Source organism: Solwaraspora sp. WMMA2056, from assembly GCF_030345095.1.
Classification (GTDB): Bacteria; Actinomycetota; Actinomycetes; order Mycobacteriales; family Micromonosporaceae; genus Micromonospora_E.
This window is the reverse complement of sequence record NZ_CP128360.1, coordinates 542,382-558,788: the sequence shown is the minus strand read 5'-3', so window position 1 is coordinate 558,788 and position 16,407 is coordinate 542,382. Positions and strand designations below refer to the sequence as shown.

General features: G+C 69.8%; 12 protein-coding genes and 1 pseudogene. 9 read left to right on the top strand and 4 right to left on the bottom strand.

Annotated features, from left to right (window positions below):
- Nucleotides 1-23 precede the first annotated feature (23 nt).
- The gene (locus O7608_RS02630) at nt 24-329 is read left to right on the top strand and encodes a hypothetical protein (RefSeq protein WP_289208464.1); all 306 of its coding nucleotides are present in this window, start codon (nt 24-26) and stop codon (nt 327-329) included.
- 22 nt (nt 330-351) lie between these two features.
- Nucleotides 352-657 (top strand): WXG100 family type VII secretion target, encoded by a 306-nt coding sequence (locus O7608_RS02625; protein WP_289208463.1) that lies wholly within the window; start codon nt 352-354, stop codon nt 655-657.
- Nucleotides 658-815: 158 nt separating this feature from the next.
- Here O7608_RS02625 and O7608_RS02620 read toward each other — a convergent pair whose 3' ends face one another.
- The gene (locus O7608_RS02620; protein WP_289208462.1) at nt 816-5,345 is read right to left on the bottom strand and encodes an FtsK/SpoIIIE domain-containing protein; all 4,530 of its coding nucleotides are present in this window, start codon (nt 5,343-5,345) and stop codon (nt 816-818) included.
- Complete coding sequence (locus O7608_RS02615) at nt 5,345-6,667, bottom strand: hypothetical protein (RefSeq protein ID WP_289208461.1); 1,323 nt, start codon at nt 6,665-6,667, stop codon at nt 5,345-5,347. The genes O7608_RS02620 and O7608_RS02615 overlap by 1 nt, the downstream gene beginning before the upstream one ends.
- 1,086 nt (nt 6,668-7,753) lie before the next feature.
- On the opposite strand from O7608_RS02615, the gene smpB reads away from it, so the two are divergent.
- Nucleotides 7,754-8,248: an SsrA-binding protein SmpB gene (smpB, locus tag O7608_RS02610; protein ID WP_289208460.1), complete on the top strand. Its 495-nt coding sequence runs from the start codon at nt 7,754-7,756 to the stop codon at nt 8,246-8,248.
- 112 nt (nt 8,249-8,360) lie between these two features.
- On the opposite strand, the gene O7608_RS02605 is transcribed toward smpB, so the two are convergent.
- Together O7608_RS02605 and O7608_RS02600 are read right to left on the bottom strand one after the other, a co-directional pair.
- Nucleotides 8,361-9,779, bottom strand: coding sequence for an FtsX-like permease family protein (locus O7608_RS02605; protein ID WP_289208459.1), 1,419 nt, complete (start codon nt 9,777-9,779; stop codon nt 8,361-8,363).
- Nucleotides 9,776-11,008 (bottom strand): IS110 family RNA-guided transposase, encoded by a 1,233-nt coding sequence (locus O7608_RS02600; RefSeq protein ID WP_289208458.1) that lies wholly within the window; start codon nt 11,006-11,008, stop codon nt 9,776-9,778. Before O7608_RS02600 ends, O7608_RS02605 begins: the two co-directional genes overlap by 4 nt.
- A 255-nt stretch (nt 11,009-11,263) precedes the next feature.
- Between O7608_RS02600 and O7608_RS02595 the strand changes: the two genes are divergently transcribed.
- The 6 genes and pseudogenes from O7608_RS02595 to O7608_RS02570 all read left to right on the top strand — a co-directional run bounded on the left by O7608_RS02595 (nt 11,264) and on the right by O7608_RS02570 (nt 16,370).
- Nucleotides 11,264-11,872, top strand: a complete 609-nt coding sequence (locus O7608_RS02595) for a polyprenyl synthetase family protein (RefSeq protein ID WP_289208457.1) — start codon at nt 11,264-11,266, stop codon at nt 11,870-11,872.
- A gap of 36 nt (nt 11,873-11,908) precedes the next feature.
- A protein-coding gene (locus O7608_RS02590; protein WP_421359974.1) for an IS3 family transposase occupies nt 11,909-13,092 on the top strand; the annotation gives its coding sequence in 2 pieces (ribosomal slippage) (nt 11,909-12,164 and nt 12,164-13,092; 1,185 coding nt in all).
- 35 nt (nt 13,093-13,127) lie between these two features.
- Nucleotides 13,128-14,345 (top strand): annotated as a pseudogene (locus tag O7608_RS02585) (IS701 family transposase); the annotation flags it as partial.
- A gap of 3 nt (nt 14,346-14,348) precedes the next feature.
- Nucleotides 14,349-14,867 carry a polyprenyl synthetase family protein gene (locus O7608_RS02580; protein WP_289208455.1) on the top strand — a complete coding sequence of 173 codons (519 nt, stop codon included), beginning with the start codon at nt 14,349-14,351 and terminating at the stop codon, nt 14,865-14,867.
- A 25-nt stretch (nt 14,868-14,892) separates the two neighbouring features.
- Nucleotides 14,893-15,771 carry an ABC transporter ATP-binding protein gene (locus O7608_RS02575; RefSeq protein WP_289208454.1) on the top strand — a complete coding sequence of 293 codons (879 nt, stop codon included), beginning with the start codon at nt 14,893-14,895 and terminating at the stop codon, nt 15,769-15,771.
- Nucleotides 15,768-16,370 (top strand): hypothetical protein, encoded by a 603-nt coding sequence (locus tag O7608_RS02570; protein WP_289208453.1) that lies wholly within the window; start codon nt 15,768-15,770, stop codon nt 16,368-16,370. The genes O7608_RS02575 and O7608_RS02570 overlap by 4 nt, the downstream gene beginning before the upstream one ends.
- Nucleotides 16,371-16,407: the final 37 nt, after the last annotated feature.

The window sequence follows — 16,407 nt, the reverse complement described above, 5'->3', positions numbered from 1 at the left end:
CCAGTCACCTTTGGAGCAATGCCATGCCGAACATCACCGTCGACTTCAGCAAGGTGCAGTCGGTCAACGACCAGCTCAACTCCGCCGTGACGCAGACCGTACCGCGCCTGGAGAACCTGCTCGCCGCGGTGTCCCAGCTGCTCACCAGCGACGGTGGCCTGTGGCTGCAGAAGTCGAGCCCCACCCTCAGCGGGCAGTACCAGACCTTCAACACCGAGCTGACCGCAGCGATCGAGAGTATCCGGTCCTTCGCCCAGCAGTTCCACAACATCACCGTTCAGCTCAGCACGATGGACGAGCAGATCGCCACCTCCAGCAGCGCCAGCTGAACCAGCCAACCGGAGGCATCCGATGCCAGAAGTAAACGTCGACTACGCCCTGGTCAACACCGTCGCCGGGCGGCTGACCACCGAGGGCGCGGAGATCGCCAGCGTACTGACGAACCTGCAGACCAGCGTCAGTGAGTTGCTGACCAGCCAGGGCGGCCTGTGGCTACAGCAGTCCAGCCCGGTGATGAGCACGCAGTACACCGAGTTCACCAACTCACTGACCAAGGCTGTCAGCAACCTGGAGACCTTCGCGTCGAGCTTCTCGATGATCGCGAAGAACCTGAGCGACATGGACCAGACGCTGTCCCAGCCGCCACCCGCGAGCTGACCCTCTCGACCTGCGCGGCAGGTGTCTCGCGCGCGGCCCGGTCGCCGGTGACGGCAGCCGGGCCGCGCCTCGTCTGGGCCGGCGACCCGCGTCTGGGCCGGCGGCCACGCCTGGACCGGCGGCCGCGCCTGGACCGGCGGCCGCGCCGCGCGTCCGGGTCAGCGCAGAACGGTGTGTGGGATCGTCACCGCGCCCAGTGCACCGGTCACCGGGTCCGGCACATAGCCGCGACCCGGTCGGCTGCCCGACCGCAGCAGCCCTGGCGGCACCCTCGCTCCGACCAGGTCACCCTCTAACGCCGACTGCGGTGCGAGCAGCACACCCTGCCGGGAACGTCGGGCCTCGGCGATCCAACCGCCCAACGACTGGGTCAGGGTCTCGGCCGTCCCCGCGTAGCCGAGGCCGAAACCGCGGTCCCGACCGGTGCCCACCACCTGACGCAGCACCGCCTCCAGCGGATTGGCGAACCCCAGCAGGTCGACATCGTCGACCAGCACCACCAACGGGCCGCCCAGCTCCTCCAGCGCGGCGGTCACCTGTGCCGGGTCCGGGGCTGCCCCCTCGATCGCCCGCACCCGGGCATGCACCGCCAACCGGCGCAACACCGACTCCCGGGGCGTCAGGATCACCAGTCCGGTACCCCCGGCCAGTAGTGACACCGCGAGCGTGGCCAGCGTGTTGCTGCGGCCGGAGCCGGGCGGACCGGCGACGAGGAAGGTGGCCTGCCGGCCAGCGAAGTCCACGTAACAGGGCGCGGCGGCATCGCCGCCGATACCGAGCAGCGCGCGCAACGGATGCCGCTGTTGCGCCGGGACCTGTGCGAACGCCTCGGCGAAGGTGACCGCGGCGGGCAGCCCGGCCACCGGGAACGGCCGGCGCGGCGCCGGCACGGCACTGTCGCGGGCGAGGGCCCGAGCCGCGATCCGGCGCATCGCCTCGACCTGCGCCGGACCGGACGGATCCGGGTCCAGCAGGGCGATCTGGATCTCCGCCTGGTCCACGGAGTGCCAGCCCCGTCCGGGCGGCACCACCTCCGGCACCCGACGATGGTTGACGCCGATCGCCGAGTAGTCGGTGCGGTCGGTCATCCGCAGCATGATCCGGTGGTCGTTGAGGTTCGCCACCCGGCCGGTCAACAGCGATCGCTCCGAGGACATCACGATGTGCAGGCCAGCGGCCGGCCCCTCCCGCAGCAGGCCGAGGAACTGGTCCATCAGCCGTCCACCGTCGTGGTCGTTGAGGACGGCGGCCAGCGAGTCCCAACCGTCGACGAGCAGCATCAGGTGCGCCGGACGCTGCGTCGGCGGCAGCGCCGCCCGCAACTCGTCGAGCCCGGCGCACGAGTGCTGAGCCAGCAACTCGTGTCGGCGGGCCAGCTCGCCCTGCAGCCGGCCCAGCAGGCGTTCCAGGCGTTCCAGGTCGGCGCGGGGCACCACCGCACCGCAGTGCGGAAACTCCGACAGCACCACCATCGACCCACCGGCCGCGTCGACGGCGTACAGATGCAGGTCGGCGCAGGACACCGACCGGGCCAGCGACGCGGCCAGCGTACGCAGCAACTGTGACCGTCCCGAACGGGAGGCACCCAGCACGTAGAGATGTCCGAGCGTGGAGAGATCACAGGCCAGCACCGGCTGGCTCTGCCGCAACGGCAGGTCGGTCAGCGCGTACGGCACCGGCGGCAGACCAGGACCGGTACGCGACTGCGGGAGGGTGAGGTCGTCCAGCAGCACGACCGGTGGCAGCGGCGGCAGCCACGGGCTCGGCTGCTGCTCGCAGCCCACCTCGCGAGCCGCGGCGTCGATCGTGTCGACCAGCACGTCCAGGTCGGTGGCGGCCAACTCGTCCGGCCCTGCACCGTCACGCGTCTGCTCCACCGGCGGCGGCAGCGCCCGACCCAGCCGCGGCCAGGGCAGCTCCGTGCCGTACACCGGTGGGGCCGGCCGGGACTCCGACGTGTCCGGGCCGGCACCCGGGTACACCCCGCCGACGTACCCGGTCTGGAAGGGCAGGGTGGACCGGTGGGCGAGCCGGGCGAGCGCCCGCCCCGGGGTGGCCACCGGGATCATCGCGGCGTCCGGTACGTCGATGACGTCCGCGCTCTCCATCGGATCGGTGACCCGCAGCGCGATGCGCAGGTTGGTGTTGGCGCGGATGTCGGCGGTCACCACACCAGCCGGGCGTTGGGTGGCCAGGATCAGATGGATGCCCAGCGACCGGCCCCGCTGGGCGATGCTGACCAGCCCGGGGATGAAGTCCGGCACCTCGCGGACGAGAGTGGCGAACTCGTCGATGACCAGCACCAGCCGGGGCACCGCCGGCAGCGACGGGTCGCGGCCGCGCATCGTCCGGTACTGCACGAGGTCCTTGGCGGCGGCCCCGGCCAGGATCTCCTCGCGGCGGCGCAACTCGGCACCGAGCGACTCCAGTGCCCGGACCACCAACGCGTTGTCCAGATCGGTGACCATGCCGAGGGTGTGCGGCAGCCGTACGCAACTGTGGAACGCGCTGCCGCCCTTGTAGTCGACCAGTACGAAGGTCAGCTCGTCCGGTCGGTTCACCGTCGCCAGGGAGACCACCATGGACTGCAACAGCTCGGACTTGCCGGCACCGGTGGTGCCGGCGACCAGCGCGTGCGGCCCGTCGCGGACCAGGTCGAGCGCGACCGTTCCGTCGAAGCCACTACCGATCACGAAGCTCGTGGAGGCGGGCTGTCGGGACCAGCGCTCGGCCAGGTCGCCAGCGTCCGGCGGGTCGGCGTCGAGCAGGTCCAGCAGTCGACTGCGGTCGGGCAACCCGGCTGTCTCGTCCGGGGTGACATCCCGCAGCGGGGCCAACGCCCGGGCCACCCGCTCGCACCACCCGGCGGTGATGATGTCCGGGCGGACTCCGGTGGCCTCGGGCACGCCGGTCTGCCGAACCGTCAACCCGTCCGCGTCCGCCCGGAGCACCGCGGTGCACTCCTCCGGCAGCAGCCGCTCCTCGGCGTCGATGCAGATCGCGAAGACCTGCACCGTCGGCCCGTCGGTGAGCACCTGCACCATGCCGGGCACGTCGCGCAGCCGACGCGCGCCGTCGACGACCAGCAGCACGTCCGGCTCGCTGAACAGGACCTGGCCGAGCTGCGAACCCCGCGCCTTGATGCGCGCGGTCACCAGGGACACCAGCTCGGCCACCCGGTTCGCCACGGTCTCCGGATCGTTGCCGACCAACGTGTAGGGCCGGCCGGTCGGGACGCCGTCCTCGGCCGGGCGGGTGTGCGGCAGCCAGCGCACCCAGCTCCACCGCTCCTCGCCAGCCTGCTCGGTCAGTACGTGGATCCGCAGGTCACGTGGGCTGTGCAGGGTGGCGGCCTGGAGGACGAGCCAGCGTGCCGTCGCGTACGTCGTCTCCGCCGCGCCCGCCAGGCCGATCACCTTGCGGTCGACCAGGTCCACGGTGACCGGCGCGTCCGGCACGGTCCAGCGCAGCTGGCGGTCCGTGTCGGGGCGGGCCGGGTCGTCCACCTCGATCAGTGACGGCTGGTCCAGCGTGCCGACCCGTAGCACGAGGTGGTCGGGGTCGCGGCGGCGTCGTTCCCACAGCCGCCGGCCGGGGCCGACGGCGGTGTGCAGGACGGTCGCCGGGTCGGGCGACGACTCGCACCGGGCCAACCGCTCCTCGGCGACCGCCGCCGTCAGCTCCCGCATCATCCGGGTCCGCTTGCGCAGGTACTCGGCGAGATCCCGGCGGTACCGCTTGCGGCCGCTGCGCCGGTCGGTGTACCAGTTCGCCAGTGCCAGCACCGGACTGAGCGCCATGATCAGCAGGAAGAAGTACGACCGGAAGAGGAAGACGAACGCCAGACCCATCACCATCGGGGCGAGGATCATCAGCAGCGGGATCGGGCGGCTGTTCGGCTTGACCGGCGGGCTGGGCAGCCGTCGCCGAGCGAAGAGCAGCGGCGGCACGATCCGTGGCGGCCGGTTGAAGTCCAGCATCGGCACGTCCACGGCCGGTGTCACCGCGGCGTCCGGGGTCGGGCGCGAGACCAGCCGTAGCAGGCTGCCGCCCACGGCCAGGTCCACACCGGGCGGCCAGCGGCGGGACCCGTCACGTCTGCGTTCCGCGTCGTCGGGTTCGTCCGCGTGCGCCCGCCGCTGTTCGCCCCGAAGGTCCGACCCGCGCTGCTCAGGATGGCTGGTGGGGTACCCGGGCGTGGGCATCGCCTCGGTCTGGGCCGGAGGCTGCGGCACCGCCAGACGTACCTCGGCGCCGCCGGTGGCGATCCAGGCGCGACCCTGTTCGTCGATGGTGAGTCGCGCGGCGTGCGCGGGCACTCCCTCGCCGCCCGGATCGATCGCGGACCCGGGTGCCGAGCCGATGTCGTGGCAGCCCAGGCCGACCGGCCAGATCCGTCCGGCGCTCGGGCCGCCGACGCCGTGCACCTCCAGCCAGTGGGTCCGGGGGTCGCCCGGCAGATACCGGACTTCGCCGCCGGGCACCGGCGCACCGTCGCCCAGCCGGACCCCGGCGACCAGCCCGGCCCGACCCACCGTCCAGCCAGGGTCCAGCCGTGCCCCGTCGAGGTACCAGTCGCCCGGGGAGCCGTCCCGCTCGATGAGCGCACCCACCGGGGTGTCCGCCTCGACGTCCACGGCGATGTCCCGGTGGGCACCGCCGGATACGACGGTCAGCAGCAGGCGCACTATCGGTCCCCGGTTCGGCTGACAGGGCCTGCGGCCCGGCTGGCAGGGTCTGCGGCCCGGCCGCCAGATTCGACGCCGGAGTAGGCCGTCGGCCGTTGCCCGTCGTGCGCCTGTTCGATCAGGTCGTCGTTCGCGGTGGGCGGAACCGACGGTCCGGGCGGTGGATGGGCGGCCGGCGGAGTGGCCCCCGCCGGGACGGATGGCCGGGGGCGCTCGGGCATGGCCGGTTCTGCTGGCGCGGAGGACGCTGCGGCGAGGGCGGCGGGCCTGGGGAACTCCTCCTCGGCCCATGCCGGTGCCGGTGGCGCGGCGGGCGCGGCCCGGCGGCGGGGCAGCAGGCACCGGACAAGCGGTACGGAGTCTACGTCGAGCAGCAACTCCGGTGCGGTCACCCGACCGACCAGGTCGACCCGCAACCGCCACCGCGATCCGGGCAGGTAGCCGGCGACCAGGACCAGCAGCCCGGGATCACCGGCGACCAGGCTGGCGAGCCGCGCCGCCGTCTGCGGATCGGGCCGCCGGCAGACCAGGACGGTACGCCCGCTCGGTGCCGTACGGGTCGCGAGATCTGTCACGGCTGCGGACAGTGACATCCGGTCGACGCCGAACGCCCCGGAGCCGTCGCCGGTTTCCGCCGCGACGATCAGGCGGTGGACGCCGTGCCCGCCGGTCAGCGCGGCCAACTGGAGGCCCAACGCGGAGACCAGTCGCTGCGCCGGTGCCGGGGCACCGTGCACCGACACGATGCCGGGGGAGCGGGCGAAATCCAGCAGGACCATCGTCCTGTCCTTTACCCCTACGGCGATCGGCAGTGCGTCGCTGGCGGTCGGTGCGGAACCTGGGGGCAGTTGGCCGCGGGCCCGCCACTGACGCGGCGCGGTGACCTGCCACGGGGATCCCGGCGCCGGAGACGGCACGTCCGCGTCCGCGTCCGCGCCCGCGAGTCGCACGCTGAGCTCCCCATGGCCCGACAGCACAAGGTACGGCCAGAAATCGTCCCGTTCGGCCAGCGCCGATCGAGCCGATGCGATCCAGGCGCGGGCTGCCGGCACCGGCCCCGAGCCGGCGAAGCTCCCGGCGACCACCCGCATTCCTCGCCGGAGCCGGACGAACCCGACGATCGGTGCCGCCAGCTCCCGCGCTGCGCCGACGACGCCGCGCCGGATGCGCCGTCCGGTGCCCCGCAGGCCGTATCGGCGGTCGAACCACCGCAGCAGCACCACCAGCAGGATCAACAGCTCCAGCACGGTGAGTACGGTCAGCAGCGTCTGTCGGTTGGTGTCCAGGAAACGGCCGAGCTCGTTGAAGGACGGCGTGTTCAACCGTGCTCCTCCTCCGCCCGTGGCCGGCCCGGGTACGGCGCAGCCGCGCCCCGATGGTAGTCGCGGGCAGTGGTCGGCAGTGGCGGCCGCAGTCCGCCCCGAACGGGCGAATCCGCAGCTCAGAGCCGACCGGTGATGGTCGATCCGCCGACCGGTGCGGGAAGATGAACTCTTGGTGACGACTGGGCTCTGGGTACTTGCGGCACTGCCGGGAGGAGCGCGCCGGCAGACAAGCGTCACGTGACCGGGCTGCCCGGGAACCTACGCGGTGAGCTGGGATTTGCCGGTTCTCGTACCGACTCCGCAAGGGATCGATCAAATAGGCGGGGCCGTCGCTTCGGCCTTTCGCCGCATCCAGGTCCTGACCTGGTCGACCAGTTGTTGCGGCGTGTCGGCGGCACAGCTGGCGACGAGATTGTTCGCCGCCGCCCGGAGGAGGCACGCAGAGCCTTGACTGCCGGCTAGCCGGCTTCCGAGGTTGCCGCCCGTTGGCAGTTCGCCGACAGCAGCAACTTCATCCGTGCCTTCCGCAATCGCTACGACCAGACCTCTACCCGGTATGTCTCGACTCAAGAGGACCGGGTAGGGGCGTCTTACCGGCCCTTCGGCCGGGTGCACCATTTCTGGGGCCGGTGGCATTTGTAGGACAGACCGGACTGCCCAACGACTCCGTCAGCGCGGTCAGCGCCGCGGCAGGTACATGTGCGGCCCGCAGCCGTGCCAGCGCCGGGTCGCTGGCCGACGGGATCCGCCGCTCAAGCTCGGCCCAGACCTCCGTGAGGGCGTCGGTCAGCACCCGCAGGTCGCTGGCGTGCTCGCGGGCGCTGCGCTGTCGCGTCTGCTCCAACCGGCCCGCCCAGCCGGCGGTGACCTCGGCGATCCGCCCCGCGTCGGCTCGTGCCTGCGCGTGCCTGCGCGACGCTGCGCGCGGCGGCCGCCGGCAGGGCGCGGGCAGCCATGCGGTCATGGTGCCCGCCGGGTACGACATTCGATGCGTACCGGGTTCGGATTCCTGCGTCGGCCCCGCTGCACACCGCGCCCCCGATACCCTGGTGGGTGAGGTAAAGCAGCGAGGTGATGGTTTCCATGGGTAGGTCCGGCGAGAGCAGTCACCTGCTGGTGGCCACGAACAAGAGGGCACGGCACGACTACCAGATCCTGCGCACCTACGAGGCTGGGGTGGTCCTGGTCGGCACCGAGGTGAAGTCGTTGCGTGCCGGTCGGGTGTCGCTGGTGGACGCCTTCGCGCAGGAGAGGGACCGGGAGATCATGCTGTACGGGCTGCACATCGCCGAGTACGGCTTCGGGAGTTGGACGAACCATCAGCCCCGGCGTACCCGGAAGTTGCTGCTGCGTCGGGTGGAGATCGATCGAATCCTGGAGCGCCTCCGGGAGGGTGGCCTGACACTCGTACCGCTGTCGTTGTATTTCGAGAACGGTTGGGCGAAGGTCGAACTCGGCCTTGCGAAGGGCCGGCGTAGTTTCGACAAGCGACAGGCCATCGCCGAACGGGAGGCGAACCGGGAGATCGCCCGGGAGTTCAGCCGTCGGCTCAAGAGCAGGCCCCGCCACCAGGGCTGACCACTACGCCGACCGCAGCCAGCGAGTATCGAGGCCATCTCACCAACGAGTCGGTTGTCGATTGGTGCGACCTTCTGATCCCTAGCCCGGTCCAGGTGCCGGGACCTGCGCATCAGTGGTTCCGGCCCGCCAGCTCGAGCACGGGTACCCGGGAGACCCGGAACGCGGGCCACGCCGCAGCGGCGACGCCGGCTGCGACCGCGACGACGAGCGTTGCCGCGAGGCGGGGCCACGGTACGACGACGGACGGGATCTCCGTACCACCGGCGACGTCGATCAGCGCCCAGCCGAGACCGACTGCGACGGCGATACCGATCGATGCTGCCACGAACGACAGGAGCGCCACCTCGAGCCGCACGATCCGACGCAGCTCGCGGCGAGTCGCGCCGACGGCTCGCAGCAGCCCGAGCTCTCCGGAGCGTTCATCGATCGCGAGCGCCGTGGTGTTGGCGACTCCGAGGAGCGCGATGAAGCCGGCGAGGAGGAGCATCCCGTCGATGAAGTTGCGGAACGCGGCGATTCCGCTCCCGCTGTTGGCGACGTGTTCCGCCCGAGTCTCGAAGAATGCCCCAGGCGTGGCTCGGACCAGCGCCCTCACGTCCTCGTCGGCGTCTGCGACCGCTCCGTCGGCGAGGCCGACGAACAACCGAGCGTCGAGCAGGCGGCCGACCAGGGTGTCGAGTGTCTGACGGTCGACGAAGTACAAAGGGGCTTCGAAACCGCCGGTGCTTCTCGCGACCACGGCGACGATCGGCGCCTCGAGTGTCGAGCGTTCGAACTCGATCGCGAGGGTGTCGCCGAGCAGCGTCGGGTCGTCGCCGACCACGGCCACGCCCCCCGCGCTCAGGTCGGCGAGGTCGCCGGCGATCGGGTCGAGGTCGAACATGGTGGGCAGTGTCGTCGGGTCGATGCCGCCGACCGCCTCGGCTTTGCCTGCCACGATCCCTTCGGTGACGGACAGCGCGGCGACTGCGTCGACGTCGGGCAGCTCTGTGATCCGGCCGGCCAGGGTCGGGTCGATCGTCGGGAAGTCGGCGGTCGCCGACGTGACCACCAGGTCTGCCTGCAGTCCGTCCCGAACGTCCGTCCCGACCGCGCTCGTCAGTGAACTCGCGAAGACCGCGAACATCGTCACCATCGCGGTGCCGAGCATGAGCGCGAGCGCCGTCGACGCCGATCGACGAGGGCTCGCAGCCAGGTTGCCCGCTGCGATCGAGCCACCCACACCTGCGACGCGGCGTGCCACCCGAGCGCTCCCTCGCGATGCGGCGGTCACGATCGCCGGGCCGCACAGCACGAGCGCCGGGACGATGACAGCGACGAGCATGACCCACGTCGCGTTCGAGCGCACGACAGCTACAGCTCCTCCAGCGATCGCCACCGCGGCGAGCACGAGCCCGCTCGCCGTCCGCGCCGGGCTTACGCCCCGGGGTTCCGCCGCGCTCTCGCGCAGCGCCTCGATCGGCGGCGTCGCCGCCGCGCGGCGAGCCGGGATCCATGCCGAAAGACATCCCAGGAGCTTGAATGTCAAGCAGCAGCCTTGCTGAGGTGATGCGACCACGCGGTCGCCTCGTCGTAGACGGTGCCGGTCTTCAGGCATCCGTGCAGGGTGCCGACGAGCCGGTTGGCGAGTTGGCGCAGCGCGGCGTTGTAGCTGGCGCCGCGGGCACGTTGCCGGTCGTAGTAGGCGCGGGCACCCGGCGAGGCCTTCAACGCGGAGAACGCCTGGGTCATCAGGGCGTCGATGAGCCGGTCGTTGTGGACGAACCGGGCCGCGACGGTCCTCTTCTTCCCGGACGCGCGGGTGATCGGGCTGGTCGCGGCGTAGTTCTTCCGGGCCTTCGCGGTGGCGTAGCGGTCGTGGTCGTCACCGAACTCGGCGAGCACCCGGGCGCCGAGGACGGCACCCAGTCCGGGCTGGGACAGGATGATCTCAGCGTCCGGGTGCCGGCCAAAATGGTCCTCCACCTGCCCTTGCAGGGCCTTGACCTGCTCGTTGAGAGTGACCAGCAGGGCGACCAGGGCGCGCACCGACGCGGCGTAGGCGGTGGTGACCACGGCCGGCTGGCCGAGGTGCTCGGCACGCAGCACCGCCTGGATCGACGCGGCCTTGGCCGCGACGTCACGGCGCCGGGCCCGTTTGAGAGCGGCGCTGATCTGGCTGATACTCAGCCGGGCGGCGCTGGCCGGATCAGGGGCCTTCGCGAGGAGTTGCAGGGTGTCAGCGGCGTCGAGGTCCTCGAACGCCTCCAACGCCGCAGGGAAGTACTCCCGCAGCGCGTGCCGCAGCCGCTGCACAGCACGGGTGCGTTCCCAGATCAGCGTCTTGTGCATCCGGGTGACGACCTTGACCGCCTCGGCGTCCGCCGAGTCTCCGGCCATCGGGCTCAGTTGGTGCGAGTCGGTGTGCACCATGTCGGCCAGCATGTGCGCGTCGGCGGCGTCGCTCTTGGCCCGGGACACCGCCAGACGTTCCCGGTAGCGGGCCGCCTGCAACGGGTTGACCGGGTACACCGTGTACCCGGCGGCGACCAGCGCCTGCACCCACGGGCCCCGATCGGTCTCGATACCGATCTTTACCTGAGCAGCAGCAGCGTCGGCGTCGATGTCGTCGCCGAGCGCCGTGCCGATCATCGCGTGGAGCCTGGTGATGCCGGCGATGCCCTCGGGCAGCCTCGCCTTGGCCAGCCTGCGGCCGGAGGCGTCCATGAGCTCGACGTCGTGGTGGTCCTCCGCCCAGTCATCTCCTATGAACAGCAACGTCTCTCCCGCCTATTGAGTCGATCACCGCTGGTAGCCAGGAGGAGAACCATCAGCGACCTAATGAAGCAGTGCTCACGCCGCGACCGGGCGGGCACGACATCCCATCAGCGATCAACTCTCCACACCGACCAGCCGGGGCACGATCTTTCGTCAGGACTCGACGTCCAGGAACCCGGAGTGCTCACCGGCTGGCGGCTACCTACCCACCAGGAGTTTGCCGGATGGCTCACTCCCAGAACTCATTAGGGACCCATGACGAACATCGACGAGGTGATCACCGCAGTATCGATGGCGCGGAGCATGAGCGTGGCGCGTCAGGATGTGGACGACGTGCTCAACGACACGTTCGCCGCCGTCCGGGACGCCGACAGCGACCCGGACTGGGTGCATGACGTGTCCCTGGTGAGGCGGCTGACGATGAACTCGGGCAAGCGAACACGACCGTTCATGTGTCATCTCGGCTGGTCCATCCACGGCGGTAGGGACCTGCCGGGAATCGCCCGGGTGGCAGCGGCGCTCGAGTTGTTCCACGCCTTCGCGCTGATCCAGGACGACGTGATGGACTGCAGCGATGTCCGCCGGGGGATGCCCGCGCTACATGTCAGCCTCGCCGATCGTCACCGGCGTCGCGGCTGGCGTGGTGACGCCGGTCGGAGCGCCGACAGCGCGGCGATCATCTGGGGTAATCTCTGTCTGGTGTGGGCCGACGAGATCTTCCTCTCCTGCGGGTTGCCCGCCGACGACGTGCAACGGGCCCTGCCCTACTACCACCGCATGCGGTCGGAGGTGTTGAGGGGGCAATACCTGGACCTCAGGGGTGGGGTTGAGGTGCCCCGAGGATTCCGGACAGGGAGCCAATAAGGTTACCCTGTAAGGAAAGTCGAGGGAAGAAGCGCGATGGCACGCATAAGCTCATACACCCCAGAGTTCCGTGAAGAAGCAGTGCAACTCGTTCTACAGTCGAACAAGCCAGTGTCGCAGGTTGCCCGGGAGATCGACGTTCACCCGGAGACGCTCCGTTCCTGGGTCCGCCAGTACCGGCGGGAAAACAGCGGCGCCCAGGACAGCCCACCGATCGGCGTCGACGAGCGCGCTCGACTGAAGGAACTCGAACGTCGCAACCGGGAACTCGAAATGGAGAACAGCTTCCTGAAAAAAGCCGCGGCGTACTTCGCGAAGGACCCTCGGTAACGAGCTTGTACGAGTTCATCGAGACGATGCGACTCGACACCGCGAAGTACGCCTACCCCGTCGACTTCATGTGCGAACAACTCGGCGTGTCCAGGTCCGGATACTACGAATGGCGAACCCGCCCCGACTCCGCGACCGCCACCCGCCGCGCCCACCTTCGATCGGCCATCGAGGAGGTGTTCGCCGCGTCCGACGGCACCTACGGGCATCGACGTGTCCACGCGCAACTGCGGCGCCAGGGCGTGTCCGCCGGGCCGGAACTCGTCCGCCAGCTGATGCGCGAGCTCGGGCTCGTGCCGTGCCAGCCCCGCCCGAGGCGGTGGGGTCTCACCCAGTCGTCGTCCGGCACGGTGCCTGACCTCGTCGGCCGGGAGTTCACCGCCGACGCGCCTGGCGAGAAGCTCGTCGGCGACATCACGTACATCCCGACCGGCGAGGGGTGGCTGTATCTGGCGACCGTCATCGACTGCTGCACGAAGGAAGTCATCGGATACGCGATGGACGACCACTACCAGACGCCGTTGATATCCCGCGCCATCCGTAACGCCGCCCGGAATCGCGAACTCAGGAAGAACGCCATCTTTCATTCGGACCGGGGCAGCAACTACATGTCGGACGACTACGGCAGAACGCTGCGGGATCTGAGGTTGCGGCGATCTGCTGGCCGGACCGGAACTTGTTTCGACAATGCGATGGCGGAATCGTTCTTCGGTGCGCTGAAGAACGAACGCGTGTCGCGTGTGAAGTATCCCACTCGTGAGGCGGCACGCCGGGACGTTACTGCCTACATCGAATTCTGGTACAATCGTCAGCGTCTGCATTCAGCGGTGGGCTACCGACCTCCCCGGGAAGTCCACGCAGAGTTCGAGAACCTTCAAATCGCGGCGTGAAAGAACCGGCCGAACCACTGTCCGGAAAACGCGAGGCCCCTCATGTCGGGGATGCCACGCCGGACCGGACCCAGCGGTTGTTGAACAGGGCGGTGTGGGACACCGAGGGTATGGCGAGCCAGGTACGGCGGTACGCGGCGGCCGGGTTGGACACCGCTGCCGGCCGTCGGCGGCGGCGTGGGCTGGCGGTCGGGGCGTTGGACGAGACCGGGCACCCGAAGCAGGGCACGGCGACGGCCGGGGTGAAACGGCAGTACATGGGCTGCGCCGGTCGGGTCGCCAACGGCATCAACACGGTCCACCTGGCCTATGTGCGGGAACGGACCGGGCACGCCCTGGTCGCAGCCCGGCGGTGGATCCCCGCCGAGCAGATCACCGACCCGGACACCGCCGCGCGGACAGGGCTGCCGACGGACACGCAGTTCCGCACGAAGGGCCAACTCGCGATCGACCTGTGCACCCACGCCTACGCCGACGAGCTGACCTTCGACGTGATCTGCGGTGACGAGGTGTACGGCGGCTGCACCGAACTGAGGGAGTTCCTCGAAGCCCGTGGGCAGGCGTACGTGCTGCGGGTCGCCTCGACGTGCGTGATCCAGACGCCGTCCGGTGACAGGCTGACCTGCGCGCAAGCCGTTACGGAACTCGCCGGCAGGCGCGGTCGTGGCTGGCAGGTCCGCTCGGCCGGTGCCGGGTCGAAGGGACACCGCTGGTACGCGTGGGCATGGATCGCCACCGCCTCACCCCGCCACCACCTCCTCGTGCGCCGTCACCTGGCCACCGGCGAACTGGCGTTCCACTACTGCTTCGTGCCCGAGGGGCAACCGGTGGTCGTGTCGCGGCTGGTCCGCGCCGCCGGGCTGCGGTGGCCGGTCGAGGAATGCTTCGAGTTCGGCAAGGACCACTTCGGCCTGGACCAGTGCCAGGCCCGCCTCCACGACGCGATCGCCCGGCACACCGTACTGGTCATGGCCGCTCTCGCCGTCTGCGCGGTCACCGCCGCGCGGTTACGCCACCGCACCGACAGCCAGGCACCCCCACCGGCCACACCCGACCAGCCGCCACCGGCCGAGCCCGGACTGATCCCACTGACCGTGCCCGAGATCGGACGGCTTCTCGCCGACGTCCTCCACCACCCACAACCACCCGACCACGCCCTCAACTGGCTGACCTGGCGACGACGACACCAGGCCCGCGCCCGCTGGTTCCACCAACGCACCCGCCTCAACCGCGAATACGCCCTGGTCAACTAGCAAATGGCGGCTGCCGTACTAGACGGATGCTTCAAGATTTTGTTGCTCAAGTCTGCCAAGTATACAGTGGAGCGGCCGTTGCAGATCGGTGCTGCGCTGGCCGGTGCGAGCGCCGCCGAAATGGAGGTCCTGTCCCGCTACGGCATCGCTGTCGGTGAGGCCTTCCAACTGCGCAATGACGTTCTCGGCGTGTTCGGTGACGACGCGGTGACCGGGAAGTCCGCGCTGACCGACCTTCGGGACGGCAAGGCGACTGTTCTGATGGCGCTGGTCCGGCAGTCCGCCTCCGCCGCGCAGGCGCAGGTCATCGAAGATCTGCACGGCAATCCCGACCTCGACGACGCGGGCGCCAAGCGGCTTCGTGAGATCATCATGGATACCGGAGGGCTGCGTCGTGTAGAAGAGATGATTGATCGCCGCACCGAGCAGGCCGTTGCGGCGTTGAGAGAAATGAGCGCCGCTGACGGCTGTAGGGAGGTATTGGGGCAGATGGCCTGCGAGTTGAGCCGACGGACCCATTGACCCCTCACGAAGGTCTTCAACAGCAATGATTCAAGCAATCGGATTGACGAAGTCTTATGGCCGCGTACGCGCGGTGGACAGGGTCAGCTTCGAGGCGCGACCCGGTCGCGTCACCGGTTTCCTCGGGCTCAACGGCTCCGGGAAGACGACGACCCTCCGGATGCTGCTCGGGTTAGCGCGTCCGACCTCGGGTGAGGCACGCATCAACCACCGGCGGTTCCGCGACCTGAAGCACCCATCGAGGGAGGTGGGTGCCGTCCTCGAACAGGGGATTAGCCACCCCGGTCAGTCCGGCCGAGCGCATCTCGCCTCACAAGCGATCATCGTGGGTGCCAGCCGGTCGCGCGTCGACACACTGCTCGGCGACGTCGACCTAACGCATGCGGCCGATCAGCGCACCGGCCAGTACTCGCTGGGCATGCGGCAGCGGCTGGCGGTCGCCAGCGCGCTGCTGTGTGACCCACCGGTCCTCGTGCTGGACGAGCCGGCGAACGGCCTCGACCCGGAGGGCGTGGCGTGGATGCGCGGGCTGCTGCGCAACCATGCCAACCGGGGCGGAACGGTCCTTCTTTCGAGCCACCTGCTTGCTGAGTTGGCCCATCTCATCGACGACGTCGTGGTCATCGTCAAGGGGCGGGTCACCTGCGAGGCGCCGCTCGCGAGCCTCTACGACAACGTGGCCTCCCGGCTGCGGATCCGCAGCCGCGACCAGCGGCGATTGTGGCACGTTTTGGAGAGCGCCGGGGGGCAGGTGACACGGAACGGCGACGTCTTGGAGGTGATGGGGCTGACGTCCGAGGACGCCGGCGAGATCGCCTTCCAGGCGCGGGTGCCGCTGCACGAACTGACAGTCGACACACCGGATCTGGAGCAGATCTTCCTCACTATGGCGGGCAGCCGATGATCTCCATCCTCCGTAGCGACCTCTACCGAACCGCGACGATCCGGTCCAGTTCGATCTCGCTGACCGTGCTCACCCTGCTGGGCCTGCTCCTCGGCGCGGTGAACATCGACGCCTGGGCGCTGCTGGCCGGCATGGGCGCCTTCGGCTTCGCCGCGATGATCGTGGCGCAGCACTATCAGCACCGCACGGCCTTCCTGCTCTACCTCTCGCAACCCAGGCGGACGGTGGTGCTCGGTGGGCAGCTGATGGCGGCCATCGTCGTAGCCACCGCCTTCGTCGCGATCAGTGGCCTCGTCGTACTGGTCAAGGGTGATTCGGCGCCGTATACGGAGCTGCTGACGGTGGTGCCGATCGTGGCGATTCTGGCTGCCTCGTGCGCCTCCATCGTTCGCCGCTCGACGTGGCTCCTGCTCGGAAGCGCGGGCTGGTTCATCTTTGTCGAGGGTCTGATCGGCAGGCTGAAGCTGCCTCTGCCATTCACGTCGATCATCAGCGCCGGAGCGGGCGACAGCCGTGGCTTCCTGATCGCCGCCGTGTGGGCCGGCGTGGCCTTCGTCGTGGCGAGCCTCACCATCGGTCGTGACCTGACGGGCGACTAGCGCCAACGCAGCTCGGTTAAGCCGTTGCGGCGGCGGT